This is a genomic window from Amycolatopsis umgeniensis (assembly GCF_014205155.1).
Lineage (GTDB): Bacteria > Actinomycetota > Actinomycetes > Mycobacteriales > Pseudonocardiaceae > Amycolatopsis > Amycolatopsis umgeniensis.
Genome location: NZ_JACHMX010000001.1, coordinates 202,699 through 225,834, shown reverse-complemented (window position 1 = coordinate 225,834; position 23,136 = coordinate 202,699). Strand labels below are relative to the sequence as shown.

The 23,136-nt window shown below is 70.3% G+C and carries 23 protein-coding genes; 16 read left to right on the top strand and 7 right to left on the bottom strand.

All coding sequences use genetic code 11. From position 1 onward, the window contains the following. Positions 1-21 precede the first annotated feature (21 nt). Entirely contained in the window at positions 22-1,368 is a 1,347-nt protein-coding gene (locus HDA45_RS00980; RefSeq protein ID WP_184905184.1) for an HNH endonuclease signature motif containing protein, read from the top strand. A gap of 349 nt (positions 1,369-1,717) precedes the next feature. Here the strand turns inward: HDA45_RS00980 and HDA45_RS00975 are convergent, their stop codons facing one another. The 3 genes from HDA45_RS00975 to HDA45_RS00965 are packed head-to-tail and all read right to left on the bottom strand — an operon-like array spanning position 1,718 to position 4,957. Next, a complete protein-coding gene (locus HDA45_RS00975; protein ID WP_184891408.1) occupies positions 1,718-2,893 on the bottom strand; it encodes a 4-hydroxybenzoate 3-monooxygenase in 1,176 nt (391 codons plus the stop codon). Positions 2,894-2,925: 32 nt separating this feature from the next. After that, the gene (locus tag HDA45_RS00970) at positions 2,926-3,699 is read right to left on the bottom strand and encodes an IclR family transcriptional regulator (RefSeq protein ID WP_184891407.1); all 774 of its coding nucleotides are present in this window, start codon (positions 3,697-3,699) and stop codon (positions 2,926-2,928) included. Between the two features lie 25 nt (positions 3,700-3,724). After that, on the bottom strand, positions 3,725-4,957 hold the full coding sequence (locus HDA45_RS00965; protein WP_184891406.1) for an SLC13 family permease: 1,233 nt from the start codon (positions 4,955-4,957) through the stop codon (positions 3,725-3,727). A 71-nt stretch (positions 4,958-5,028) separates the two neighbouring features. On the opposite strand from HDA45_RS00965, the gene HDA45_RS00960 reads away from it, so the two are divergent. Next, a complete protein-coding gene (locus HDA45_RS00960) occupies positions 5,029-6,252 on the top strand; it encodes an FAD-binding protein (RefSeq protein ID WP_184891405.1) in 1,224 nt (407 codons plus the stop codon). Here the strand turns inward: HDA45_RS00960 and HDA45_RS00955 are convergent. Next, the gene (locus tag HDA45_RS00955) at positions 6,249-6,599 is read right to left on the bottom strand and encodes a hypothetical protein (RefSeq protein WP_184891404.1); all 351 of its coding nucleotides are present in this window, start codon (positions 6,597-6,599) and stop codon (positions 6,249-6,251) included. The two genes, HDA45_RS00960 and HDA45_RS00955, sit on opposite strands and share 4 nt — an antisense overlap. A 23-nt stretch (positions 6,600-6,622) precedes the next feature. After that, a complete protein-coding gene (locus HDA45_RS00950; RefSeq protein WP_184905182.1) occupies positions 6,623-7,327 on the bottom strand; it encodes an FCD domain-containing protein in 705 nt (234 codons plus the stop codon). Between the two features lie 159 nt (positions 7,328-7,486). Here HDA45_RS00950 and HDA45_RS00945 point away from each other — a divergent pair, with 159 nt between their 5' ends. From HDA45_RS00945 to HDA45_RS00930, 4 genes are read left to right on the top strand one after another with little or no spacing between them, the layout of a single operon-like run. Further along, a complete protein-coding gene (locus HDA45_RS00945; RefSeq protein ID WP_184891403.1) occupies positions 7,487-8,764 on the top strand; it encodes an SLC13 family permease in 1,278 nt (425 codons plus the stop codon). Positions 8,765-8,775: 11 nt separating this feature from the next. Continuing rightward, positions 8,776-10,191, top strand: a complete 1,416-nt coding sequence (locus tag HDA45_RS00940; protein WP_184891402.1) for an acyl-CoA synthetase — start codon at positions 8,776-8,778, stop codon at positions 10,189-10,191. Continuing rightward, a complete protein-coding gene (locus HDA45_RS00935; RefSeq protein WP_184891401.1) occupies positions 10,184-11,440 on the top strand; it encodes a carboxyl transferase domain-containing protein in 1,257 nt (418 codons plus the stop codon). Before HDA45_RS00940 ends, HDA45_RS00935 begins: the two co-directional genes overlap by 8 nt. A gap of 10 nt (positions 11,441-11,450) precedes the next feature. Continuing rightward, complete coding sequence (locus HDA45_RS00930; protein WP_184891400.1) at positions 11,451-12,260, top strand: SGNH/GDSL hydrolase family protein; 810 nt, start codon at positions 11,451-11,453, stop codon at positions 12,258-12,260. On the opposite strand, the gene HDA45_RS00925 is transcribed toward HDA45_RS00930, so the two are convergent. Further along, positions 12,241-13,197, bottom strand: a complete 957-nt coding sequence (locus HDA45_RS00925; protein WP_221470975.1) for a helix-turn-helix domain-containing protein — start codon at positions 13,195-13,197, stop codon at positions 12,241-12,243. The genes HDA45_RS00930 and HDA45_RS00925 overlap by 20 nt on opposite strands. A gap of 99 nt (positions 13,198-13,296) precedes the next feature. Between HDA45_RS00925 and HDA45_RS00920 the strand changes: the two genes are divergently transcribed. Beyond that, complete coding sequence (locus tag HDA45_RS00920) at positions 13,297-14,301, top strand: saccharopine dehydrogenase family protein (protein WP_184891398.1); 1,005 nt, start codon at positions 13,297-13,299, stop codon at positions 14,299-14,301. On the opposite strand, the gene HDA45_RS00915 is transcribed toward HDA45_RS00920, so the two are convergent. Beyond that, entirely contained in the window at positions 14,291-14,797 is a 507-nt protein-coding gene (locus tag HDA45_RS00915; RefSeq protein WP_184891397.1) for a M15 family metallopeptidase domain-containing protein, read from the bottom strand. The two genes, HDA45_RS00920 and HDA45_RS00915, sit on opposite strands and share 11 nt — an antisense overlap. Positions 14,798-14,951: 154 nt before the next feature. On the opposite strand from HDA45_RS00915, the gene HDA45_RS00910 reads away from it, so the two are divergent. The 9 genes from HDA45_RS00910 (at position 14,952) to HDA45_RS00875 (ending at position 23,127) form a co-directional block, all read left to right on the top strand. Beyond that, positions 14,952-15,686: a response regulator gene (locus HDA45_RS00910; protein WP_281400644.1), complete on the top strand. Its 735-nt coding sequence runs from the start codon at positions 14,952-14,954 to the stop codon at positions 15,684-15,686. After that, positions 15,683-17,089 carry an ATP-binding protein gene (locus HDA45_RS00905; RefSeq protein ID WP_184891396.1) on the top strand — a complete coding sequence of 469 codons (1,407 nt, stop codon included), beginning with the start codon at positions 15,683-15,685 and terminating at the stop codon, positions 17,087-17,089. The genes HDA45_RS00910 and HDA45_RS00905 overlap by 4 nt, the downstream gene beginning before the upstream one ends. Continuing rightward, entirely contained in the window at positions 17,086-17,547 is a 462-nt protein-coding gene (locus tag HDA45_RS00900) for a GerMN domain-containing protein (protein ID WP_184891395.1), read from the top strand. The genes HDA45_RS00905 and HDA45_RS00900 overlap by 4 nt, the downstream gene beginning before the upstream one ends. A gap of 95 nt (positions 17,548-17,642) precedes the next feature. Next, positions 17,643-18,392: a 2,3-dihydro-2,3-dihydroxybenzoate dehydrogenase gene (dhbA, locus tag HDA45_RS00895; protein ID WP_184905178.1), complete on the top strand. Its 750-nt coding sequence runs from the start codon at positions 17,643-17,645 to the stop codon at positions 18,390-18,392. A 166-nt stretch (positions 18,393-18,558) separates the two neighbouring features. After that, positions 18,559-19,755: an isochorismate synthase gene (locus HDA45_RS00890; RefSeq protein WP_184891394.1), complete on the top strand. Its 1,197-nt coding sequence runs from the start codon at positions 18,559-18,561 to the stop codon at positions 19,753-19,755. Next, positions 19,752-21,374: an AMP-binding protein gene (locus HDA45_RS00885; protein ID WP_184891393.1), complete on the top strand. Its 1,623-nt coding sequence runs from the start codon at positions 19,752-19,754 to the stop codon at positions 21,372-21,374. Before HDA45_RS00890 ends, HDA45_RS00885 begins: the two co-directional genes overlap by 4 nt. After that, complete coding sequence (locus tag HDA45_RS00880; RefSeq protein WP_246480577.1) at positions 21,371-22,042, top strand: isochorismatase family protein; 672 nt, start codon at positions 21,371-21,373, stop codon at positions 22,040-22,042. Before HDA45_RS00885 ends, HDA45_RS00880 begins: the two co-directional genes overlap by 4 nt. Further along, a complete protein-coding gene (locus HDA45_RS42210; RefSeq protein WP_246480576.1) occupies positions 22,043-22,276 on the top strand; it encodes a phosphopantetheine-binding protein in 234 nt (77 codons plus the stop codon). Continuing rightward, positions 22,273-23,127 carry an SIP domain-containing protein gene (locus tag HDA45_RS00875; RefSeq protein WP_184891392.1) on the top strand — a complete coding sequence of 285 codons (855 nt, stop codon included), beginning with the start codon at positions 22,273-22,275 and terminating at the stop codon, positions 23,125-23,127. The genes HDA45_RS42210 and HDA45_RS00875 overlap by 4 nt, the downstream gene beginning before the upstream one ends. Positions 23,128-23,136: the final 9 nt, after the last annotated feature.

Here is a 23,136-nt window from a genome sequence, read left to right as displayed (position 1 = left end):
CTCTCGGCCGTACTCGAGGAAATGACCGATCCGGATTGTTTGGAGGAGATCAATGCTTTAGCGGGTTCTTTGGAAGACAAGGATTCCTTGCTCGTCGCGAAGGAGGTCGGTGTCGCGATCGCGCGGCTCGAGGCTGTGCGGTATCGGGCGCTGTCCCGGTTGAGCGAGGTGCGGGCCGGTGTGCGGAGCGTGGTTCAGGAGGTCGCGCTGGAACTGTCTCTTGTGGACGCTTTCGCCGGATCTCTCGTGGCGACGGGTGTGGCACTGACGTCACGGCTGCCGCGGACGTTGTCGTTGATGGATCGTGGTCAGGTGAGCGGGTTCGCGGCACAGAAGGTGGCCGAGGCGACCGCATGGCTGTCCGATGAGGACTCCTTGACCGTGGACGCGTTGCTGGAGAAACGGCTGCCCGACAAGAACAGTGAACAGGTCCGTAAGGCGGCGAGCCACGCGGCGACGAAGGTCGATCGATCCGGCGCCGAGAGGCGGGCGACCGAGAGCAGGGAAGGCCGCCGCTTGTCCATGGCCCAAGGGGAGATGGGAGTCGCTTCGATCGAGGTGGTGGACGGACCCGTCGAGAAGGTCACTGCCGCCTATCAGCGAATCCACCGGGAAGCGCGGGCGCTGCGGAACGAAGGCGATACTCGCACGATGGACCAGCTCCGCGCCGACATCGCGCTGGACCTGCTCCTCGGTGGGCAGGGCGGTGTCTCCGAACGCGCCGAGGTGTTCCTGAACATGGATCTCACCACGTATCTGGGGCTGAACGACGACCCGGTGAAGATGGCCGGGCACGGTTACATCCCGGCGGGTTTGGGGCGTCAGATCGCCACCGGAGCGAACACCGTGCTCCGTCGCATCATCACGGACCCGCTCAGCGGCCAGGTCCAAGATCTGGGCAGAACGCGCTATCGCCCCGACGCGGCAACGGCCGAGTTCGTCCTCGTGCGAGATCGCGAGTGCCGAAGACCCGGCTGCACCCGGGCCGCCCACTCCTGCGAACTCGACCATTCGATCCCGTGGCAGTTCCAAGGCGAAACGAACGTGGCCGACCTCGTCACCTACTGCACTCGTGATCACCGGTTGAAGGACGAACCCGGCTGGATCTACCGCCTCGACCCCGACGGTGGTCTCACTGTCACCACCCCCGCCGGACGGACCCACACCAGCACGCCGCCGCCGTTGCACGAACCCGGCCGGAAGTGCTGCCGTTTTGAGCTGTTGCCGCAAATCGGCGATGGCGCCTGCTGCACTGATCACCTGAGTGTGGCTTGCGGCTCTGACAAGACCGGGCGGTCCAGTTGTTGCCAACTGAGCTGTCGCGGCGAATCGGCGACGGCGCCTGCGCATGCCGCACTGAGCACTTGAGGCGGGGCTTGCTGCTTCTGTCAGAACCGGGCGGTCCAGTTGTTGCCAACTGAGCTGTCGCGGCGAATCGGCGACGGCGCCTGCGCATGCCGCACTGAGCACTTGAGGCGGGGCTTGCTGCTTCTGACAAGACTCGAGCAGTCCGGCCGTTGCCGAAATGCGGCAACGAGCAAACGAGCACGCAGCAGAGAAGAGGTGGTCGTTGGCGCTGGCTTCGTACGCCCTCGGCTGGACGACCAGGTCGCGCCGGACGATCGGCGGGCCCGCTACCAAGCGGACTACGGCACCGGGAAGATCGGCCATCTCCATCACGCCATCGACGAAGACCCGCCGCGACATCGCCGCGGAATCAGAACCCGATCGGCAGTCCCGCGTAGTTCTCCGCCAGTCCCGCCCGGCCCGCCTCGCTCCGGCCCAGCCACTGCAGCTGCGAAAGCTGGAGCTGCTGATCGAACGGGTCGCCCGATTGGTGCAGCATCGTCGTCATCCACCACGAGAAATGCGTGCACCGCCAAACCCGGCGCAGTGCGGTGTCGGAGTAGGCATCGACGAGTGAGGAGTTCTTGTCTCGTACCAAAGCCGCCAACGCTGGGGCGAGGAGAGCGACATCGGCGACGGCGAGGTTGAGGCCTTTCGCACCGGTGGGCGGAACGATGTGCGCGGCGTCGCCGGCGAGGAACAGGCGGCCGTGTCGCAGGGGCTGCTGCACGAAACTGCGCATGGGCAGCACGCTCTTGTCGGTGATCGGCCCGGGCGTGAGCGTCCAGCCGTGCTGGCCGTGGCCGAGCCGGGCCGCGAGCGCTTCCCAGATCCGGTCGTCGGACCAGGTGCCGATGTCGGTGCCGTTGGGCACCTGCAGGTACAACCGGCTGACGGTGGCCGAACGCATCGAATGCATGGCGAAACCGTCGGGATGCCAGGCATAGATGAGCTCATCGGTCGACGGCGCGACGTCGGCGAGGACGCCGAGCCACGAGTACGGGTAGGTGCGCTCCCAAGTCTGCTTCGCGGCGTCGGGAATCGCGGTGCGACAGGGGCCGAAAGAGCCGTCGCAGCCGACGACGACGTCGGCGTCCAGTCTTTCCGGTTTGCCGTCCGGGCCGGTGAAGGTGACGTAGGGCTTGTCGGTCTCGAGGTCGTGCACGGCGGTGTCGGTGACCTCGTAGTGGATCTGTTGTCCGGCCGCCGTGCGCGCCTTGCCGAGGTCCTTGGTCACCTCGGTCTGGCCGTACACGGTGACGCTTCGCCCCACCAGGTCCACGAAGTCGAGATGGTGCCGTTCCTCCGGCCATTGCAGGTAGATCCCGCGATGCTCGTCGCCCTCGCGGTCGAGCCGGTCGGCGAGCCCGACCTCGCGCAGGAGGTCCACTGTGGACTGTTCGAGGATACCGGCCCGGATCCGTGCCTCGACGTATTCGCGCGAGCGGGTCTCCACGATCACCGATTCGACGCCCGCCAGATCGAGCAGATGCGACAGGAGCAGTCCGGCGGGGCCTGCGCCGACGATGGCGACTGGGGTTCGCATGACCGGAGTCTCGTCCCGCGCCAGGCGAACTCCTAGCGTTCGCTTCCACTCAGTGAAACTCGCAGGCTCCGGCCGATTCCGGCGGCCGCCACTTGAAGCGCCGAGACCAGGCGCGCCCGGCCTCGGCTCAAGTCGGGGACGACCAGGCCGAGTGCCGCGACGACCTCGCCGTCGGCGGACGGCCGGATCGGGACGGCGACCGAGCAGGCGCCGGGGCTCATCTCCTCGACGGTCTGCGCGTAGCCCTCCCGGCGGACGCGCCGCAACTGCTCGCGCAGCCGTCCGGGCTGGGTGATGGTGTACGGCGTGACGCGGGTGAGCGAGGTGAGCACCTGCCGCTGGACGTCCTCCGGTGCCCAGGCCAGCAAGACCTTCCCGATGCCGGTGGCGTGCAGGGGCAGTCGCCCGCCGATCCGGCTGACCACCGGCACCGACGCGTTCCCGGACAGCCTGTCGAGGTAGAGCACCTGGCCGCCGTCGCGCTCGCCGAGATGCACGGTGGCACCTGTCGCGCCGTAGAGATCCTGGAGGAAGGGTGCGGCGACCTGCCGTAGTTCGAACTGGACGGGGGCGAGCAGGCCGAGATCCCACAGCCGCCTGCCGATGGCGTAGAGATCCTCGCGTCGCTCCAGCGCGCCGAGGCCGACGAGTTCGCGGGCGAGCCGGTGCGCGGTGGGCAGCGGCAGGTCGGCGCGGTTCGCGAGTTCGGTCAGGGACAGTTCCCGGTGGTCGACGTCGAAGGCGCCGAGCAGCGCGAACGCCCGCGAGGTGACGCTGGCGCCCGGTGTGGAGAGATTCCCGGACATCCGGGCATTCTCTCACTGAGTGGAATCAAGACAGGATGAGCAGCCCGGCCCACAGCCCGGCGACGGCGAGCACGATGGACGCCGGCACGGTGAGCAGCCCGAGCCGGGTGAACTCGCCGAGGTCTGGCCGGGTGTCGTGCCGGTGCAGGATCCGCCGCCACAGCAACGTGGCCAGCGAGCCGACGTAGGTGAGGTTCGGCCCGAGGTTGACCCCGATCAGCACGGCCAGCACCACCGGCGTCCCGCCCGCGGCGGCGAGCGGCAGCAGGACGAGCACCGCCGGAAGGTTGTTGATCAGGTTGGCGAGTACGGCCGCCACCATGGCGGCGCCGAGCAGGCCGAGGAACGTGGTGGAAGTCGGCACCAGATGGCTGAGCGCCTCGTCGAGTCCGTTGTCGACGACGGCGCGGACCACGATCGCCAGCGCGAGTACGAACGCGAGGAAAGGGACGCTCGCGGACCGCGCGATCGCGGCGGGTGAGGTCCGCCGCTGCGCGAGGGCGCGGCAGGCCAGGACGGCGGCACCGGCGAACGCGGCCCACGCGGGACTGAGGTCCAGCAGCGAAGTGACCACGAACCCGGCCAGCGTCAGACCGAGGACGACCAGGACGAACGCTGGGACCTTCCCGGCCGGGACCGCTTTCCCGCCCCGAGGCCGCGCCGCCAGGTCGGCGGCGAAGAACCGGCGGAACACCAGGTACTCGGTGAGCACCGCGGCGAGCCAGGGCAAGGTCATCAACGCGGTGAACCGGAGGAACGAGATGCCGGTCGCGGCGACGGCGAGCAGATTGGTCAGATTGGACACCGGCAGCAGCAACGAGGCCGAGTTCGCCAGATGTGTGCAGGCGTAGGCGTGCGGTTTGGCCCGCGCGCCCATCCGCGCGGCGGTGGCGAACACGACCGGCGTCAGCAGTACGACGGTGGCGTCGAGGCTGAGGACCACGGTGACCGCCGCGGCCACGACGAACACGGCGGGCAGCAGCCGTCGCGGCCGTCCGCGGCTGAACCGGGCCATGAGTGTCCCCGCCGCCTGGAACAGCCCTTCGTCGTCGCACAACTTCGCGAGGACGAGCACCGCGGCGAGGAATCCGACGACCGGGGCGAGCCTGGCCACTTCGTCGACGGCGTCGGGGAACGAGATCGCCCCGACGGCCAGCACGATGCCCGCGGCGGGGACGGCGGCGACAGCCTCCGGCAGGCCGCGTGGCCGGATCACCGCGAAGGCCAGGACGACCAGCAAGAGCGCGATGGACACCATCTCGCCGGAAATGCCTGTCAGTGCGAACCTCCTCCGGGTGAAGCCGACCTCGGCAATCTAGGCTGGGCCTGGTGCGTGAGACGAACTGGGCGGGAAATCAGACCTTCACCGCGGAGCGGATCCTTCGTCCGCGCACGGTCGAACAGGTCCAGGACGCCGTCGCCGGGGCGACAGCGGTCAAGGCTCTCGGCAGCGGGCATTGCTTCAACGACATCGCGGACTGTCCGGGTGGTCTCCAGCTCGACCTGTCCGCGCTCGACGAGAAGGTCGTAGTCGACGAGGAGAACGCGTCGGTCACGGTGCCGGCCGCGGCCCGTTACGGCGACGTCGCCGTGCGGGTGCAGGCAGCCGGTTTCGCCTTGGCCAACCTCGCTTCGCTGCCTCATTGCACGGTGGCGGGCACCGTCGCGACGGCGACCCATGGTTCCGGACGGCGCAACCAGAGTCTCGCGTCGGCGGTTTCCGGTTTGGAGTTGGTCACCGCGAACGGCGACCTGCGGACTTATGCGGGGCACGACGGAGTGGTCGTCGGCCTCGGCGCGCTGGGTGTGGTGACCCGGCTGACCCTCGACCTGGTGCCGTCCTTCGAGCTCCGTCAGGACGTTTTCGATGGCTTGCCCTGGGAGTCGGCGTACGAGCACTTCGAGGAGATCCAGGCCGCGGGTTACAGCGTCAGCATGTTCACGAACTGGGCTCGCGGCACGATCGACCAGGTTTGGGTCAAGGGAGAGGGACAGCCGGGCGCCGACTTCTTCGGTGCGAAGGCGGCGGACGGGCCGCGGCATCCGGCGCACGCGGCGGGGATCCCGGCGGACAACTGCACGCGGCAACTCGGGGTGCCGGGGCCGTGGCACGAACGGATCCCGCATTTCCGTCTGGACTTCACTCCCAGCATCGGGAACGAACTGCAGACCGAGTACTTCGTGCCCGTCCGGCACGCCGTCGCCGCGATGGAGGCGATGCGCGGGATCGGGCACCGGCTGGCGCCCGTCCTGCTCACGTCGGAGATCCGCACGGTCGCGGGGGACGACCTGTGGCTCAGCCCGTTCCACGGCGGCGACAGGGTGGCGCTGCACTTCACCTGGCAGCCGGACGAGGCCGCGGTCCGTGCGCTGCTTCCCGTCATGGAGGAACGCTTGGCGCCCTTCGAGGTCCGGCCGCACTGGGGGAAGCTCTTCGACCAGGCCGCGGACTATCCGAAACTGGCCGAGTTCCGGGCGCTGGCCGCCGAACTGGATCCGGACGGCAAGTTCCGGAGCCCGTTCGTCCGGCGGCACGTGTTCGGGGAGCGTTAGTCCGACTGCGACCAAGCGGCGACGGGCAGTGAGAGGTACACGCCGACGTCGTCGATCCCGGTCGCGGCTTCGATGCTCGTGCGCAGCAGGTCCACCCGCTCCTGACGGTTGTCCGCGCGGCTCGGGAACCACTTGGACCGGACCTCGACCAGGAGGTCCAGCCCGAAACGGTCGAACGGCCCCGGCTGGCGGAAGCGCAGCTCCACGTCGCCCGGCTGGAGGTCGCCGTCGTACGGCTCCTCGGGGCACTCCACGGCGAGGGACACGAGGTGCGGCAGAACCGAACCCAGTTCACGCAGCTTGGTTTCGGGAAGATGAGGCGCGTAGGTGATTTCCACGAGGGGCACGAGGACGAGCTTAGGACAGTCTCTTACTCGGTCTGTGGATCCCATGCCAGCAGCCGGACCTTGCTGACCGTCTGGACATGCCGTCGCATCGCGCTCGCGGCCGCCTTCGGATCGCCGTTCCGGATGGCGTCGGCGATCTTCTGGTGCTGGCCGAGCGATCGCGACGGTCTGCCGGGCTGGCGCAAGGATTCGGTGCGGCTTTCCGCGATCTGCGCGTCGATCGAGCGCATGAACTCGGCGAGGAGGCTGTTGTTCGCGGCGGCGGTGATCGCTTCGTGGAACCGGCGATCACCTTCGGCGCCGTGCCCGCCCTCGTCGATCTCGGCCGCCATGTGGGCCAGCGCGGTGTCGATCGCGGCGAGATCCGCGTCGGATCGCCGCAGCGCGGCCAGTTCCGCGAGCTTGGTCTCCATCGCCTCGCGGGCTTCGAGTACTTCCGGAAGCCTGCTGCGGCGGGCCACGAGGACATCGACGGGCTCGACGTCGAGGTGATCGTTGCGCAGGTACGTGCCCCCGCCGTGACGGGACTCGAGCAGTCCTTGGACCTCGAGCACGACGATGGCCTGCTTGATCGACGCGCGGCTGACCCCGAGCCGCTCGGCGAGGTCGCGCTCGCTCGGGAGCTTGTCGCCGGCGTGCAGTCCGGATTCCTCGACGTGCGCCTTGATCCGCTCGACGACCTGCTCGTAGAGCTTCGCCCGGTTCAACCGGCTCAGCGCCTCCGGCACTGGGTCCCCCTCGCTCGTGCTGGTCAAGTGGCTCAGCCAATTTACCACTTGCGGGTTGACAGGTGGTCGCCGTCACAGGGAAAGTGGCTCAGCCACTAGTCCACTGAGCCACCAGTCGTCCGGCCGCTAGCCAGGGCCCCGCCGTCAAGGAGGACGGTCATGTCCGCCCAGCTGATCTCGATCCTCGTCCTCGTGGTGATCTTCGCCCTCGCCACGACCCGCTCGGTCAACATGGGGGCGCTCGCCTTCGCGGGCGCGTTTCTCGTCGGCACCCTCGCCGGTGGCCTGGACACCGACGGCATCTTCGCCGGTTTCCCCGGCGACATCTTCGTGGTGCTGGTGGGGGTCACCTACCTGTTCGCCATCGCGAAGGCCAACGGCACCACCGACTGGCTGGTGGCCGCGGCCGTCCGGCTGGTCGGCGGCCGTATCGCGCTCATCCCGTGGGTGATGTTCGTGGTCACCGGCGCGCTGACCGCGATCGGCGCGGTCAGCCCGGCGGCGTGCGCGATCGTCGCGCCGATCGCCCTCGGTTTCGCCGCCCGCTACAAGATCAGCCCGCTGCTCATGGGCGCGATGGTGGTGCACGGCGCGCAGGGCGGCGGGTTCTCGCCGATCAGTGTCTACGGCTCGATCGTCAACGGGATCGTCGAGCGCAACAACATCGCGGGCAGCCCCGTGGTGCTGTTCTTCGCGAGCCTGGGCATGAACCTCGCCATCGCCGCCGTCCTCTTCGTCGTGCTCGGCGGGACCAAACTGCGGCGCCGTCAGCTCGTGACGGCAGGTGGTGCCGGTGAAGAGACCGACGAGGAACCGTTGCCGCATGAGCGGCGCATTCCCTTGGACGGCCCCAAGATCGTCACCCTGACCGGACTGATCGCGCTCGTGGTCGGCACCCTGGTGTTCGACCTCGACCCGGGCCTGACCGCCATCACCGTCGCCGTCCTGCTGAGCGTGGTGTGGCCCAAGACCAGCCGCTCCGCCGTCAGCGAGATCACCTGGCCGACGGTGCTGCTGATCTGCGGCGTGCTGACCTACGTGGCCGTGCTGAAGGAGATCGGCACCATCGACTACGTGGGCAACGCGGTCACCACCGTGGGGATCCCGCTGCTCGCCGCGCTTCTGCTCTGCTACATCGGCGGCGTCGTCTCGGCCTTCGCGTCCTCGGTGGGGCTGATGGGCGCGCTCATCCCGCTCGCCGTGCCGTTCCTGGCGCAGGGCACGATCGGGCCGGTCGGCATGATCGCCGCGCTCGCGGTCTCGGCGACGATGGTGGACGTCAGCCCGTTCTCCACCAACGGCGCGCTCGTCCTCGCCAACGCGAAGGACGTCGACAGGGACAAGTTCTTCAAGCAGCTGCTGGTCTACGGAGCGCTCGTGGTGGCCGTCGTGCCGCTGATCGCCTGGCTCGTGTTCGTCGTGCCCAACTGGGGCTGAGGAGGAGATCCATGCTGTCAGGACTGTTTGCCGGGAACGATCGCGTCGCCCTGCGGTTCGGCGCCGAATCCCTGACCTACGGCGAACTCGCGTCCGTCTCGGGATCGCTCGCCGCCGGGCTGGCCGGCCGCACGCGGGTCGCGGTGTGGGCGACGCCGACGCTGCGGACCTGCGTCGCGATCGTCGCCGCGCTGACCGCCGGGGTCCCGGTGGTGCCGATCAACCCGAAGGCCGGATCGCGCGAACTGGCGCATATCGTCGCCGACAGCGCGCCCGATTTGGTGCTGGCCGAGCCGGACGCCGTGCTGCCCGCGGAACTCGAGGCGCTGCCGCGGGTTCCGGTCGCGCTAAACCTCTCGGGTACGCCGTGGCAGGGCGAAGAGCCGGATCCGGAGGCGACGGCGTTCGTCGTCTACACCTCGGGGACCACCGGACCGCCGAAGGGAGTCCTGCTCCCACGGCGGGCGGTGGCGTCGAATCTCGACGCGCTCGCCGAGATCTGGGAGTGGACCGAGGCCGACGTCCTCGTGCACGCCCTCCCGCTCTTCCACGTGCACGGCCTGATCCTGGGCGTGGTCGGCCCGCTGCGGCGGGGCGGTTCGCTGCACCACCTCGGGCGGTTCTCCAGTGAAGCGGCCGCGAAGGAACTCGCCGGTGCGGGCACGATGCTCTTCGGCGTACCGACGATGTACCACCGGCTGGCGGCCGACTGCGAGGCCGGCCCCGCACTGGCCGCCGGAGTGGGCGCGGCGCGGCTGCTCGTCTCGGGCTCCGCGGCCCTGCCCGCGACCGACCACGAGCGGATCACCGCCGCGACCGGACAGCGGGTCGTCGAACGCTATGGCATGACCGAGACGTTGATGAACTGCGGCGTCCACGCCACGGGGGATCGGCGGCCAGGTTCGGTCGGCCCGCCGGTGCCCGGCGTCGAACTGCGGCTCGTCGACGACTCCGGAGCTCCTCTCGACGGTGAGACGGTGGGGGAGATCGAGGTCCGCGGCCCCAACCTGTTCCTCGGCTACCTGAACCGGCCGGACGCCACGGAAGCCGCGCTGCACGACGGCTGGTTCCGCACCGGCGACATGGCGATGCGGGATCCGGACGGTTACGTGCGGATCGTGGGCCGCCGCGCCACCGACCTGATCAAGAGCGGCGGTTACAAGATCGGCGCGGGCGAGATCGAGAACGCGCTGCTGGAGCATCCCGGGGTGGCCGAGGCGGCCGTCACCGGCGAACCGGACGAAGACCTCGGCGAGCGCATCGTCGCCTGGATCGTCCCCGACGGGCCGAAGCCGACGGCGGCCGAACTCGCCGATCACGTCGCCGGACTGCTTTCGCCGCATAAACGGCCGCGGGTGGTCCACTACCTGGAAGCGTTGCCCCGCAACGAGATGGGCAAGGTCCTCAAGCGGGCACTCCATGGCTGACCCGCTCGGCTGGGACGGTTACGCCGCCTCCCTGGCCCGAGCGAGGGAACGCACGGGCACGGACGAGGCCGTCGTCTGCGAGCGCGCGAAGATCGGTGGCCACAAGGTCGTGGTGATCCGGTTCGAGTTCGGCTTCCTCGGCGGTTCGGTCGGCACCGGGACGGGCGCGCTGATCGAGGAGGCGCTCGTCGAGACCCGCGCGCTCCGCTTGCCCGTCGTGTCCCTGCTGTCCACGGGCGGGACCCGGATGCAGGAAGGTGTGCCGGCCTTGCGGCAACTGCAACGGATCGCGCGCGGGCTGGTGCTGGTGCGCGAAGCCGGACTCCCGCACATCACCGTCGCACGGCATCCGACCACCGGAGGGGTATGGGCGTCCCTCGGCGCCGCCGCCGACGTCGTGCTCGCCGTACCCGGCGCCCAGGTGGGATTCGCCGGTCGCCGGGTACGGCCCGAGTCGTACGGCGACGATCCCGCGTACACGGCGGAAAACCAGTACGCGGCCGGGTATCTCGACGAACTGGTGACCGAGGACAGGCTCACCGACAGGCTGGAGGTCTGGCTCGGCCTCCTGGCCGGTGAGTCCCGGAACCGTCCGGCGGAACTGCCCAGGGCACTCGGCGCTCTTGAGCCCGCTTCGGACGGCTGGGCCGCGATCCAGCGCGTACGATCTGCCGAGAGACCTCGTGCCGGCGCCTATCTCGACGACTACTTCGACACCTACGCAACCCTCCGCGGCGGCGTCGACGACGGCGTCCTGTGCGGAATCGGCAGCCGGGGCGGACGGTCGATCGCGTTCGCGGCGCAGACCGGGACCGCGACCACGCCCGGCGGCTTCCGGTCGGCGACCCGGCTGATCCGGCTCGCCGACCGGCTGCGGCTACCGGTGCTGACGCTCGTCGACACCCCGGGCGCGGCCGCCGATCCGGCCGCGGAGAGGGCGGGGATCGGGCACTCCATCGCCGAACTGTTCGGCGCGGTCGCGGCGGCGGACGTGCCGATCACGACCTTGGTGATCGGCGAGGGCGGTTCGGGCGGCGCGCTCGCCTTCTGTTCGGCGGACCGGATCTGGCTCACCCCGGACGCCTGTTTCTCCGTCATCGCCCCGGAACTGGCGGCCGGGATCCTCAAGCGACCTCCCGACGGGATACCGGCTCTCGCCGGTGAGCTGAAGCCACGACCCGAAGATCTGCTCGCCCTCGGTGCCATCGACGGCATCGCGGGACCGGAACCGGTTTCGTTCGTGAGATAAGGGGTTCGAAATGCTCAAGCGGACACTCGCCGCGGTCACGCTCGCCCTCTTGATCGCTCCACCCGCCCAAGCCGCCGACACGGTCCGCTATGTCGCGATGGGCAGTTCTTTCGCGGCAGGGCCGGGAATCCCGCCGCAGCAGCCGGGCACCCCGGCGGCGTGCGGGCGTTCGACGAAGAACTACGCGAGCCTCGTCGCCGCGAGACGCGGGCTCGCCCTCACCGACGTCACCTGCAGCGGCGCCACCACCGCGAACATCCTCACCGCCGGTCAGGCCGGGCAACCGCCACAGATCGAGGCCGTCACGCCGGACACCCGGATCGTGACGATCACCATCGGCGGCAACGACGTCGGGTACGTCGGGAGCCTGTTCACCTACGGCTGTCAGAACACCGGCGGCGCGAACTGCGGACAGGTCGACCAGGGTGCCGTCCGCACGGCGCTCACGACGGTGCACGAGAAGATCGGTGCCGTCATCGCGGCCGTCCATCGGCGCGCGCCGCGGGCCCGGGTGCTGGTCGTCGACTACCTGACCATCGTGCCGCGCACCCGTCCCGCCTGCGATGGAGTGCCGCTCACCCCGGCACAGCTGGACTTCGAACGCGAGGTCGCGGACAAGCTGGCGGCGGCGACCCGGCGGGCTGCCCGCACCGAGCGGGCCACCCTGATCCCGGCGGCCGCCGCGAGCGCCGCCCACGACGGCTGCGCCGCGGTTCCTTGGATGGAGCGCTATTCGGCCGCGCCGGGGCGCGTTCCCTACCACCCCAACGAAGCCGGGATGGCGGCCGTCGCGGATCTGGTCACGGCGCGGCTCCGCTAGCCGTCTGAGCGCGGAAGGTGCGGCGGTAGCTGTCCGGCGGCACTCCGACGGTCCGGTTGAAATGCCGTCGGAGGGTCGCGGCCGTCCCCATCCCGGTGGCCTCCGCGATGAGGTCGACGCTGTCGTCGGTCCGCTCCAGTAGTTCCTGCGCGCGGCGGATGCGCTGGATCAGCAGCCAGCGCAACGGTGTCGTCCCGGTCGCCGACCGGAAGTGGCGCGCCAGGTTGCGCGAACTCATGTTGGCGTGCCGGGCGAGGTCTTCGACGGTCAGCGGCCGGTCCAGCCGTTCGGTCACCCAGGGGAGCAGGCCGCCGAGCGGATGGTCGTCCTGCTCCGGCACCGGAGCGGTGACGAACTGGGCCTGCCCGCCCGCGCGATGCGGCGGGACGACCAACCGGCGGGCGACGGTGTTCGCGACCGCCGAACCGTGGTCCGAGCGGACCAGATGCAGGCACAGGTCCATCGCGGCGGCCTTGCCCGCCGACGTCAGCACGCTGCCGTTGTCGACGTAGAGGACGTCCGGATCGACCTCCACCAAAGGATGGCGGGCGGCGAGGACGTCGGTATGCGCCCAGTGCGTCGTGGCGCGGCGGCCATCGAGGAGACCGGCGGCCGCCAGTACGAACGCGCCCGTGCACAGGGACGCCACCCGGGCGCCCGCTTCGTGGGCGGCGCGCACGGCCTCGACGAGGTCCGCGGGCGGGTCGACGTCGATGTCGGCCCAGCCGGGGACGATGACCGTGTCGGCGCGCACGAGCTGATCGAGCCCGTGATCCGGTTCGAGGAGGAACCTGCCGACCTTCACCGGGGCCGGACCGCAGACGACGAGTTCGTACCAGGGGCCGAAGCCCGGCAGGCCCGAGCCGAAGACCTCTTGGGCGATGGCCAGCTCGAACTGCAGCATGCCGTCGGTGGCGGCGAGGGCGACCGTACTCATGTCCGAAAGTGTACGCATGATGGCGTTCCGGACACTGTCGGCGGGCGGTTCCCGTCGGCAGGATGGTCCACAGTGGATCAGTCAAGGGCAGGAGAACCCATGGGTACGGGGTATGACGTCGCGGTGTTCGGGGCTTACGGGCACACCGGCCGGTTCGTGGTGGCGGAATTGCGCGAGCGCGGATTCGGGGTGCTCGCCGTCGGCCGCGACGAGGCGAAACTGCGCGCTCTGCCTTGGCCGGATCTCGAGATCCGGCAGGCTTCGGTCTACGACCCGGCTTCGCTCGATCGCGCCTTCGAAGGCGCGGACGCGGTGATCAACGCCGCCGGGCCGTTCGCCGACACCGCCGCGCCGGTGATCGAAGCGGCACTGCGGGCGGGCATCCCGTACCTCGACGTGGCCGCCGAGCTCGAAGCGAACATCGACACCTTCGCGCGGTTCGGCGATCGCGCGGAAGGGGCGACGGTGATCCCGGCGATGGCGTTCTTCGGCGGTCTCGGCGACCTGATGGTCACCGCCGCGATGGGCGACTGGACGTCCGCCGACGAAGCGCACATCGCCTACGGACTGAGCAGCTGGCATCCGACGGAAGGGACGCGTGCGGCGGGCAAGGTCTCGCGGGAGCGGCGGAACGGGAAGCGGATCCGGTTCTCCGGCGGCCGGATCGAACACCGTGACGACGCGCTGCCCACGTTGGACTGGGACTTCCCCGAGCCGCTCGGGACCCGCGCCGTACTCGGCGAGTTCACGATGGCCGACGTCGTCACCGTCCCGAGCCATCTCGCCATTCCCGAAGTGACCACGTACATGACCACCGACGCGGCCCGCGAGGTCGTGACGCCCGAGACGCCGTCGCCCGACGCGTACGGCCCTTCCTCGCAGACGTTCGTGGTCGACGTCGTCGTGCGTTCGGGTGCGGAGGAACGGCGGATCGTCGCACAGGGCCAGGACATCTACGCGATCACCGCGCCGCTGGTGGTGGAGGCCGTCCAGCGGGTGCTCGACGGGCGGACCAAGGCGACCGGGGTCGTCTCGGCCGGGGAGGCCTTCGACGCGGCCGACTTCCTGGCGGCGCTGGCGCCGCGGGTGACCGTCACCGGGTGACCTCCGCCTGCCAGCCGGGGTGAGGCAGCCGTGCGGGCGGAGCGGCTCCCGGCCGGTACTCGAAATGCCACCACTCGTTGTCGTAGATCCGGTAGAGCGCGAAGCGGGCGCCGTGGTCTTCCAGCCACTGCGCGCCCTCGCGCGGCCGGACGTCCAGCGCGGTCCCCCTGACGTGCGCCGAGTCCTTCGGCGGCAGGACACGTTTTCCGTCGCGTCCGGCCTCGGCGAGGAACAGACGGTGCTGCTCGGCTGCGTCTCGGTGTCCCGAGGTGAGGCCGAGCAGTGTCCGGTGCCGCCAGAACGCTTCGGTCCTGGCGGCGGTGAACGCGGCGAGGGTGCCACCGGTGAGCCCGGCGAGGTTCTCGGTGGGAAACCGGAGCGACAGCGCCCATCCGCAGGCGAGCCGCCGGGCGTCGCCGGGGGACCGCAGCCACGCCGGGATCAGCAGCAGCAGCGCGAGGACGCGGGTGACCACCGCGAAAACGAGTTCCTTCATGCCGTTCACAGTCGACGGCGCTTGTCCGAGGCCGATCGCGGCGGAGTGCGCGGACGCCGACGAATATGTCACCGTTCCGCACGGACCACTCCGTGACAGAACGAAGACATTCCGTGGACGTTCCGCGGAAGCCGGGCGGGCACCATGGCGTGTCATGGACGAGCGGATTCCGTCCGGCGCTGCGATAGTCGTCGGCATGCCCAGGGTGCTGCTCATCGAAGACGACCAAGCCGTGCGTGAGGGGCTGAGCATGGCGCTGGGCGGCCGGGGCCACGCGGTCGACGCGGTGGCCACCGGCGAGGAAGGCCTCGCCCGGCTCGCGTCGCGGCCGCCGGACATCGTCGTGCTGGATCTGATGCTGCCCGGGCTGGACGGATTCGAGGTCTGCCGCCGGATCCGGGCCGCCGGTGACCTGCCGATCATCATGCTCACCGCGCGCAACGAGGACATCGACGTGGTGGCCGGGCTCGCCGCCGGCGCGGACGACTACGTGGTCAAGCCCGCCAGGGCACAGGTGCTGGAGGCACGGATCCGGGCCGTGCTGCGCCGCACCGCGCAGACGCCGCCCCCGGTGCCCGCGCAGTGCGAGATCGAGCAGCACGGCGAGCTCGGCGTCGACCGCGCCGCGCTGACGGTGACGAAGGGCGGCAAACCCGTCGCCCTCGCCCCGACCGAACTGCGGCTGCTGCTGGAACTCACCCAGGTCCCCGGCCGGGTGCTCAGCCGCCAGTACCTGCTGGAAAGCGTGTGGGAGCACGGCTATTTCGGTGACTCCCGGGTCGTCGACGCCTGCGTGCAACGGCTGCGCGCGAAGATCGAGGACGACTCGTCCGCGCCGGTGTACGTCCAGACGGTCCGCGGATTCGGCTACCGCTTCGGGCCGCTGTGAAGCTTTGGGGTCTGCGCACACGGCTGCTGATGGCGTTCAGCCTGCTGGTCGTGATCACCGCCGCGACGGTCGCCGGCGCCGCCTACGTCCAGTCCCGCACGGTGATCCTCCAGCAGGCACAGGACGCCACCGCGCGCGTCCTGGTCGACAAGGCCGCCGCGCTGTACCCGCTCGGCCCGCTGCCGCCGGCGGGCGGGACGCTGGACCGGATCAGCGGCGAACTGTCCGACCGGGACCTGAGTTCCCTGGTGCTGTACGAGGACCAGGCGAGTGGGAACGCGCAACTCCGATCGCTGATCTCACCCGAACTTCGCGATCAGGTGCGGTCGGGGAACGTTGCCTGGCAACGGGTCGACTCCGGCGGTACACCGATGTTGGTGGTGGGGACCAGGTTCACCGTGCTGCTCCCGGGCGGGCAGCAACGGGCCTCGGGTATCGAGGCCTACATCGCGCGCAGTATGGATCCGGAGGAATCGAGCATCGACGAACTCGCCACGCGTGCCTGGCTGATCGGCGGGGTGGCGCTCGTTTTCGCCATCGGGCTGGCCTTGCTGGCCGCACGCGGTGTCCTGCGGCCGGTGCGGGAGCTGGGCGACGCGGCGCAGCGGCTGGGGGCGGGTGACCTGCGGGCCCGGATCAGTGTCCGCGGTTCGGACGAACTGGCCGGAGTCGCGCGGACGTTCAACGAGACGGCCGAAGCACTGGAACGTCATGTCGGTGAGCTGGAACGGATGGAATCCGACGCGCGGCGGTTCGTCGCCGACGTCTCGCACGAATTGCGCACTCCGCTGGCCGCGATGACCGCGGTCGCGGACGTGCTGGAGCAAGAGGCATCGCGGCTGCCCGGGGACGCCGGTCGTGCCGCGCGGATGACCATCGACGAAACACATCACCTGACGCGGCTGGTGAACGACCTCATCGAGGTGTCCCGGTTCGACGCCGGAGCCGCCGCGCTCGCCCCGGAAGAGGTCGACGTCGCCGAGGTGGTCACGGCGAGCCTGCGCATCCGCGGCTGGACCGGCGAGGTGGAGCGAGACCTGCCCGCCGGGATCTTCGCCGTGCTCGATCCGCGGCGGCTGGATGTCATCGTGGCGAATCTGGTCGGCAACGCGGTGCGGCACGGGGAAAAGCCCGTCACGCTCCGTCTCGCCGAAACGGGGGAGTGGATCACGCTGGAGGTCGCGGATCGCGGGCCCGGGCTGGCGCCCGCGGTGCTGCCGCACGTGTTCGACCGGTTCTACAAGGCGGATTCGGCCAGGGCGCGTTCGGGCGGGAGCGGGCTCGGTCTCGCGATCGCCTGGGAGAACGCCCGTCTGCACGGCGGAACCCTGGTCGCCGAGAACGGCATGGACGGCGGCGCGGTGTTCACGTTACGGCTGCCTCGTCAGGGAGCGACGGCATGAGGAAGACCTGGCTCGTGCTGCTCCTGATGGTTTCGGCGGTCGCCGGATGCGGGGTCCGGCCCAGCGGTGTGATCCCCGGCGCGCCCGCGCCGGTCGGCCCGGCCAACGGGGCGGTGCTCTACTTCCTGTCCGGCGGGCAGCCGGTCCGGGTGCTGCGTCCGCTCGCCGGCGAACTGGCCCCGGCGAGCCCCATCGACCTGCTCGCCGCCGGTCCGGACGAGAGCGAGCGGGAACGTCGCTACACCAGCGAAGTCCCACCTGGTATCACGGTTCTCGACCAGATACCCGCACCCAACGGCGTGACGGTGACCCTTTCGGTCGCCGTCACCGGGCTGTCGGCGAGAGCCGTCGACCAGATCGTGTGCACCGCCAGGGACTCGCTCGGCGGCAGCGCGCAGATCACCTTACGGGGCGGAGGAAGCGTGAGAGGTCCACTGTCCTGCCCGCTGCCCGGTTAGGAGTGGCCCGAATCACCGGTGTCGTTCCCTCGCTTTGCCCGGATTCCCCAGCTAGCTTAGGCAAGGCTAAGCAAATGGACGTGGGGTGGTTCGGCGTGGAAGGGATCGAGGGCAAGGTCGCGCTCGTCACCGGAGGCGCGCGCGGGATCGGGGCGGCCGTCGTGGCCGGGCTCGCCGAGGCCGGCGCGATCGTGGCGGCGGTGGATCTGGTGGAGGGGTCTTCCCGGGACGGGGTGACCTCGTTCGTCGCGGACGTCGGGGATCCCTCGGCCGTGGCCCGGGTGGTCGACGAGGTCGAACGCGAACTCGGGCCGATCGGGATCGGGGCGGCCGTCGCGGGCGTGCTGAAACCGGGGACCGTCCGTGAGACGAGCGACGAGGACTGGGCGGCGACCTTCGCGGTCAACTCCACCGGTGTCTTCACCGTGCTCCGCGAGATTTCCCGCCGGATGGTGCCCCGCCGGAGCGGTGTGCTGGTGACGGTCGGGTCGAACGCCGCGGGTGTCCCACGGACCGGGATGGCGGCCTATGCCGCCTCGAAGGCCGCGGCGACGATGCTGACCCGCTGCCTCGGCCTCGAACTCGCGGGCTCCGGAATCCGCTGCAACATCGTCTCGCCCGGCTCGACCGACACCGATATGCAGCGTCTACTGTGGACGGACGAAAACGGTGCGGACCGTGTCATCGCGGGAAATCAGGAGCAATACCGGGTCGGCATACCGCTGGGCCGGATAGCCGAACCCGCCGACATCGCCGACGCGGTCCTGTTTTTGGCCTCCGATCGGGCGCGGCACATCACGATGCAGAACCTCTACGTCGACGGCGGCGCCACGCTCCGCGCGTGATCTCGATGACGCAACGAAGACTTTTCGGGTCCATATGATTAGGTTAGGCTAACCGAAAAGGTGTGTTCGGCGCGTCCGGGGGGTCGCGGTCCGCGTCGGCAAGAGGCACTGCGACACACCAAGAGTGCCCACCTGGTCAGTAGTATTTGCGAAAGGGAATCCTGTCGTGTCCTCACCTGCACCGGCCCGACCAAGGCCGGTCCACCAGGCGGCCGATCTGCTGGCGGCGTACCTGCCCGGATCGTTCTACTACTCGTCCGCTCGAGGATCGCTGCTCGCCGACGGGGTGTACTCCCCGGTCCACGCGGCGCCGGGCAGGCGCGCCCACGCCGCCGCCGAAGTCCTCGACGCCGCCCTCGTGGCGGGCGTGACGGAGCCCGTGGTGGCCGGGGCGATCGGGTTCCGGCCCGATGCCCCGAGCAGCTTGGTGGTGCCCGCCGTGGTGCGCCGGGCGGGCCCGCCGGGAGCGGGGAGGCCGGTCGCCCCGCTCGGTGGCGGTAGCTGGTCGGTTTCGCCGCGCCCCGCGCCGGAGGTCTACACCACTGCCGTCGAACGGGCGCTGGACGAGATCCGCGACGGTGACCTGCGCAAGATCGTGCTGGCCCGCTGCCTCGACGTCACCGGTGGCGATCCCATCGCCGTGCCGCGGCTGCTGGCCCGTCTCGTCCACGCAGACCCGGCGGCCCACGCTTTCGCCGTCGATGTCAGCGCGCCCGGGGATCCCGCGCCGCGCACCCTGATCGGCGCGAGCCCGGAGCTGCTGGTCTCCCGGCGCGGCCGGATCGTGACGGCCAACCCGCTGGCGGGGTCGCGACCGCGAGTGGCCGACGACGCGGAGAACGCGCGCCGGATCAGTGAGCTGCTGGCGTCCGAAAAGGACCTCGCCGAACACGCCCACGTCGCGGCGCAGGTGGCCGGGGTGCTGGGCCGGTTCTGTGTGGACCTCGATGTTCCCGCCGAACCCGAGGTGATCGGCACCCCCACGATGTGGCATCTCTCGACCCGGATCAGCGGGCGGCTCGCCGACGCGGGTGACGCGGGTTCGTCCGCGCTCGCGCTGGCCGAGGCGCTGCATCCGACGCCCGCCGTATGCGGTGTCCCGACCGGACTCGCCCGCGACACCATCGCCGCGCTCGAACCCGAGGATCGCGGCTACTACGCGGGTCTCGTCGGCTGGACCGATCAGGACGGTGACGGTGAATGGGTCGTCACCATCCGCTGCGCCGAGGTCCGCGACCGGACCGTGCGGCTGTTCGCCGGCGCGGGAGTGGTGGCGGGCTCCGACCCGGCGGCCGAGCTCGCCGAGACCGGCGCGAAGTTCGGCACCATGCTGCGGGCGCTCGGGCTGGAGGGAGTGGCGTGAACCCGGACCACGTGCCCTGGCCGCCCGAAACCGCCGCTCGCTACCGGGCTTCGGGACACTGGCGCGGCCAGACCTTCGGCAAGCTGCTGACCAGCCTCGCCGAGGCCTACGCCGAACGCCTCGCCGTGATCGGCGAGACCGCCCGCTGGACCTTCGCCGAACTCGACGAACGCGCGCACCGGCTCGCCGCCGGATTCGCCGAAGCAGGGATTCGGCCTGGTGACCGGGTCGTCGTGCAACTGCCGAACGTGCCGGAATTCGCGTCCGTCGTCTTCGGACTGTGGCGGGCAGGCGCGTTGCCGGTGTTCGCGCTGCCCGCGCACCGCGTCAGCGAACTGCGGCACTTCGCCGAACAGAGCGAGGCCGCGGCGATCCTGACCGTCGGAGAGCACGAACGGTTCGACCACGCGGCCATGGCCCGCTCGGTCGCGGCGGAAATCCCGTCGGTGCGGGAGGTCTTCGTCGTCGGCACGGAGGAGTTCGCCGCGCTCGAAGCGACCACCCCGCGCGCTCTGCCGGACCCGGATCCGGCCGGCGTCGCGTTCCTTCAGCTGTCCGGCGGCAGCACCGGGCTGCCCAAGCTGATCCCGCGCACGCACGACGACTATCTCTACAGCGTCCGGGAAAGCGCCCGGATCTGCGGCCTGCGGCCGGAAAGCGTGTACCTGGCCGCACTGCCCGCCGCGCACAACTTCCCGCTCAGCTCACCCGGTCTGCTCGGGGCGCTGCACGCGGGAGCGGCCACGGTGTTCGCTCCGCGTCCGGACGCCGACACCGCGTTCCGGCTGATCGAGGCCGAGGGCGTGACGATCACCGGGCTCGTGCCGCCGCTGGCCGCCGCGTGGGCACAAGCGGCCGCGAGGACCACCCGCGATCTGTCCTCTTTGGACGTCCTGCTGGTCGGTGGCGCCAAATGCGCCCGCGAACTGGCCGAGAAGATCGGGCCCGCGCTGGGCTGCCGCCTGCAGCAGGTGTTCGGCATGGCCGAGGGGCTGGTCTGCTACACCCGCCTCGACGATCCGGACGAGTACGTCCTCGCGACGCAGGGACGGCCGATCTCGCCGGACGACGAGATCCGCGTCGTGAACCCGGACGACCCGCTGTCCACTTCGGACGATGTCGTCGCGCCGGGCGAGATCGGCGCGCTGCTCACCCGCGGTCCGTACACGATCCGCGGCTACTACCGCGCCACCGAGCACAACAAGACCGCGTTCACCGAGGACGGTTTCTATCGCACGGGAGATCTCGTGCGGCAGCACCCGTCGGGACATCTGGAAGTGGTCGGCCGGGCCAAGGAACAGATCAACCGCGGCGGCGAAAAGGTGGCCGCCGAAGAGGTCGAGAACCATCTGATGGCCCACCCCGGCGTGCTCGACGCCGCCGTCGTGGCGGTGCCGGATCCGTACCTGGGCGAGCGCACCTGCGCCTACGTCGTCCCCGCGGCCGGGGCCGAACCCGCCGCGGCGGAACTCCGCCGGTTCGTGCGCGAGCGCGGGGTGGCGGCGTTCAAGGTGCCCGATCTGGTCCAGGTGGTGCCGGAGTTCCCGGTGACCGGCGTCGGCAAGACCAGCAAGCGCGAGCTTCGGGCGGCACTCGCCGCCCTGGCGAAGGAGGGATGAAAGTCGTGTCACTGCCCAAGATCCGGCCCTACTCGTTGCCGACGGAGGCCGAGTTGCCCGCCGGACGGGTCGGCTGGAAACCCGACTCCGCCCGTGCCGCGCTGCTGGTGCACGACGCGCAGCGGTACTTCCTCGCGCCGTACGAGGGCTCCCCGGTGCCGGAGATGGTCGCGAACATCGCGGCACTGGCGGAAGCCGCCCGCGCGGCGGGTGTCCCGGTGTTCTACACCGCCCAGCCGGGCCACCAGGCCGCCGAGGACCGCGGCCTGCTCACCGAGTTCTGGGGCGACGGCATCGGCGCGGTCATCGACGAAGACCCCGCCGCCGCCGACGTCGTGGACGAACTCGCCCCGAAACCGGGCGACGCCGTGCTGACGAAGTGGCGCTACAGCGCTTTCCAGCGCAGCACGTTCACCGAACAGCTCGCCGAGGCGGGCCGGGACCAGCTGCTGATCACCGGCGTCTACGCGCATATCGGCTGCCAGGCCACCGCCGTCGAGGCGTTCATGCGGGACATCCAGCCGTTCCTGGTCGGGGACGCGGTCGCGGACTTCTCGCGCGAACGCCACGACCAGGCCTGCGAATACGTCGCCCAGCGCTGTGGCGCCCTGACCACCACCGCCGCCGCGCTCGCCGCGCTGGCCCCGATCCACGCCGGAGCACAGTAAATGAGTCTCACGACCGAAAAGATCCACGCCGACGTCGCCGAACTGCTCGGCTGCGACGCGGCCGAGCTGAAGCCGGAAACCGATCTCACCGACCTCGGCCTCGACTCGATGCGGATCATGGGCCTGGTCGAGCAATGGCGTTCCGAAGGCGCGGAGAACCTGGAGTTCGCCGACCTCGCCGAGCAGCCGACCCTCGGCCACTGGACGCGGGTCCTCACCGGGAGCGCCGCGTGAGCCGCGCCGACCATCGCCACCGGCACCTCGAGCGCATCGCCGAGGTGCGCGGGGGAGAGCACGCGGAGAAGGTGCCGTACCCGATCCGCGTCCGTCAGGCCGAAGTGGTGCGCACGGAGATGATCGGCTCCGGACTGCTCCGCGTCACCCTCGGCGGGGCCGGAACGGCGGGGTTCGAGGCGCATTCGCCCGACGAGCACGTGAAAGTCCTGTTCCCCGAACTGGACGCCGAGCCGAGGCTGCCGGAACAGCACGGCGACATGCTGCGCTGGCCGAAGCCGTCGCCGACGTCGCGCGAGTACACGGTCCGCCGGTACGACCCGGCTTCCGGGGAACTCGATCTGGATGTCGCGCTGCACGAAGGCGGACTCGGTTCCGGATGGGCGGAGAACGTGACACCCGGAACCGCGGTGCACGTCGCCGGCCCGCCCGGCGGGCTGATCGTGCCGCACACCTACGACCGCTACCTGCTCGCCGGTGATCTCACCGCGCTGCCCGCGATCGCGCGCTGGCTCGAAGAACTGCCGCGTACCGCCGCGGGCTGGGCGTTCATCGAGGTCGCCGACGCGAGCGAGGAGATCGAACTGTCCGCGCCCGAAGACGTCGAGGTGCACTGGTTGCACCGAGGCGACGTCGCACCGGGCGACTCGGACGTACTCGCCCGCGCGGTCCAGACGATCGAAGTCCCCGCCGGAGAACGGCTCTACGCGTGGGTCGCGGGCGAGGCGGGGCAGATCAAACCCCTGCGCCGCTGGCTCAAGAACGACCTCGGGCTCGGCAAGGACGACCACGACGTCACCGGTTACTGGAAACGCGGTGTCGCGGACTTCGACGACGAGCACGACCACTGATCCCCACCC

What these genes read in the sequence shown, in the direction of transcription:
- HDA45_RS00980 (WP_184905184.1), top strand. Translation starts at nt 22, where the DNA reads ATGACCGATCCGGATTGTTTGGAGGAGATCAATGCTTTAGCGGGTTCT.
- HDA45_RS00975 (WP_184891408.1), bottom strand. Translation starts at nt 2,893, where the DNA reads ATGCGAACCCCAGTCGCCATCGTCGGCGCAGGCCCCGCCGGACTGCTC.
- HDA45_RS00970 (WP_184891407.1), bottom strand. Translation starts at nt 3,699, where the DNA reads ATGTCCGGGAATCTCTCCACACCGGGCGCCAGCGTCACCTCGCGGGCG.
- HDA45_RS00965 (WP_184891406.1), bottom strand. Translation starts at nt 4,957, where the DNA reads ATGGTGTCCATCGCGCTCTTGCTGGTCGTCCTGGCCTTCGCGGTGATC.
- HDA45_RS00945 (WP_184891403.1), top strand. Translation starts at nt 7,487, where the DNA reads ATGTCCGCCCAGCTGATCTCGATCCTCGTCCTCGTGGTGATCTTCGCC.
- HDA45_RS00940 (WP_184891402.1), top strand. Translation starts at nt 8,776, where the DNA reads ATGCTGTCAGGACTGTTTGCCGGGAACGATCGCGTCGCCCTGCGGTTC.
- HDA45_RS00935 (WP_184891401.1), top strand. Translation starts at nt 10,184, where the DNA reads ATGGCTGACCCGCTCGGCTGGGACGGTTACGCCGCCTCCCTGGCCCGA.
- HDA45_RS00930 (WP_184891400.1), top strand. Translation starts at nt 11,451, where the DNA reads ATGCTCAAGCGGACACTCGCCGCGGTCACGCTCGCCCTCTTGATCGCT.
- HDA45_RS00925 (WP_221470975.1), bottom strand. Translation starts at nt 13,197, where the DNA reads ATGAGTACGGTCGCCCTCGCCGCCACCGACGGCATGCTGCAGTTCGAG.
- HDA45_RS00920 (WP_184891398.1), top strand. Translation starts at nt 13,297, where the DNA reads ATGGGTACGGGGTATGACGTCGCGGTGTTCGGGGCTTACGGGCACACC.
- HDA45_RS00915 (WP_184891397.1), bottom strand. Translation starts at nt 14,797, where the DNA reads ATGAAGGAACTCGTTTTCGCGGTGGTCACCCGCGTCCTCGCGCTGCTG.
- HDA45_RS00910 (WP_281400644.1), top strand. Translation starts at nt 14,952, where the DNA reads ATGGACGAGCGGATTCCGTCCGGCGCTGCGATAGTCGTCGGCATGCCC.
- HDA45_RS00900 (WP_184891395.1), top strand. Translation starts at nt 17,086, where the DNA reads ATGAGGAAGACCTGGCTCGTGCTGCTCCTGATGGTTTCGGCGGTCGCC.
- HDA45_RS00880 (WP_246480577.1), top strand. Translation starts at nt 21,371, where the DNA reads ATGAAAGTCGTGTCACTGCCCAAGATCCGGCCCTACTCGTTGCCGACG.
- HDA45_RS42210 (WP_246480576.1), top strand. Translation starts at nt 22,043, where the DNA reads ATGAGTCTCACGACCGAAAAGATCCACGCCGACGTCGCCGAACTGCTC.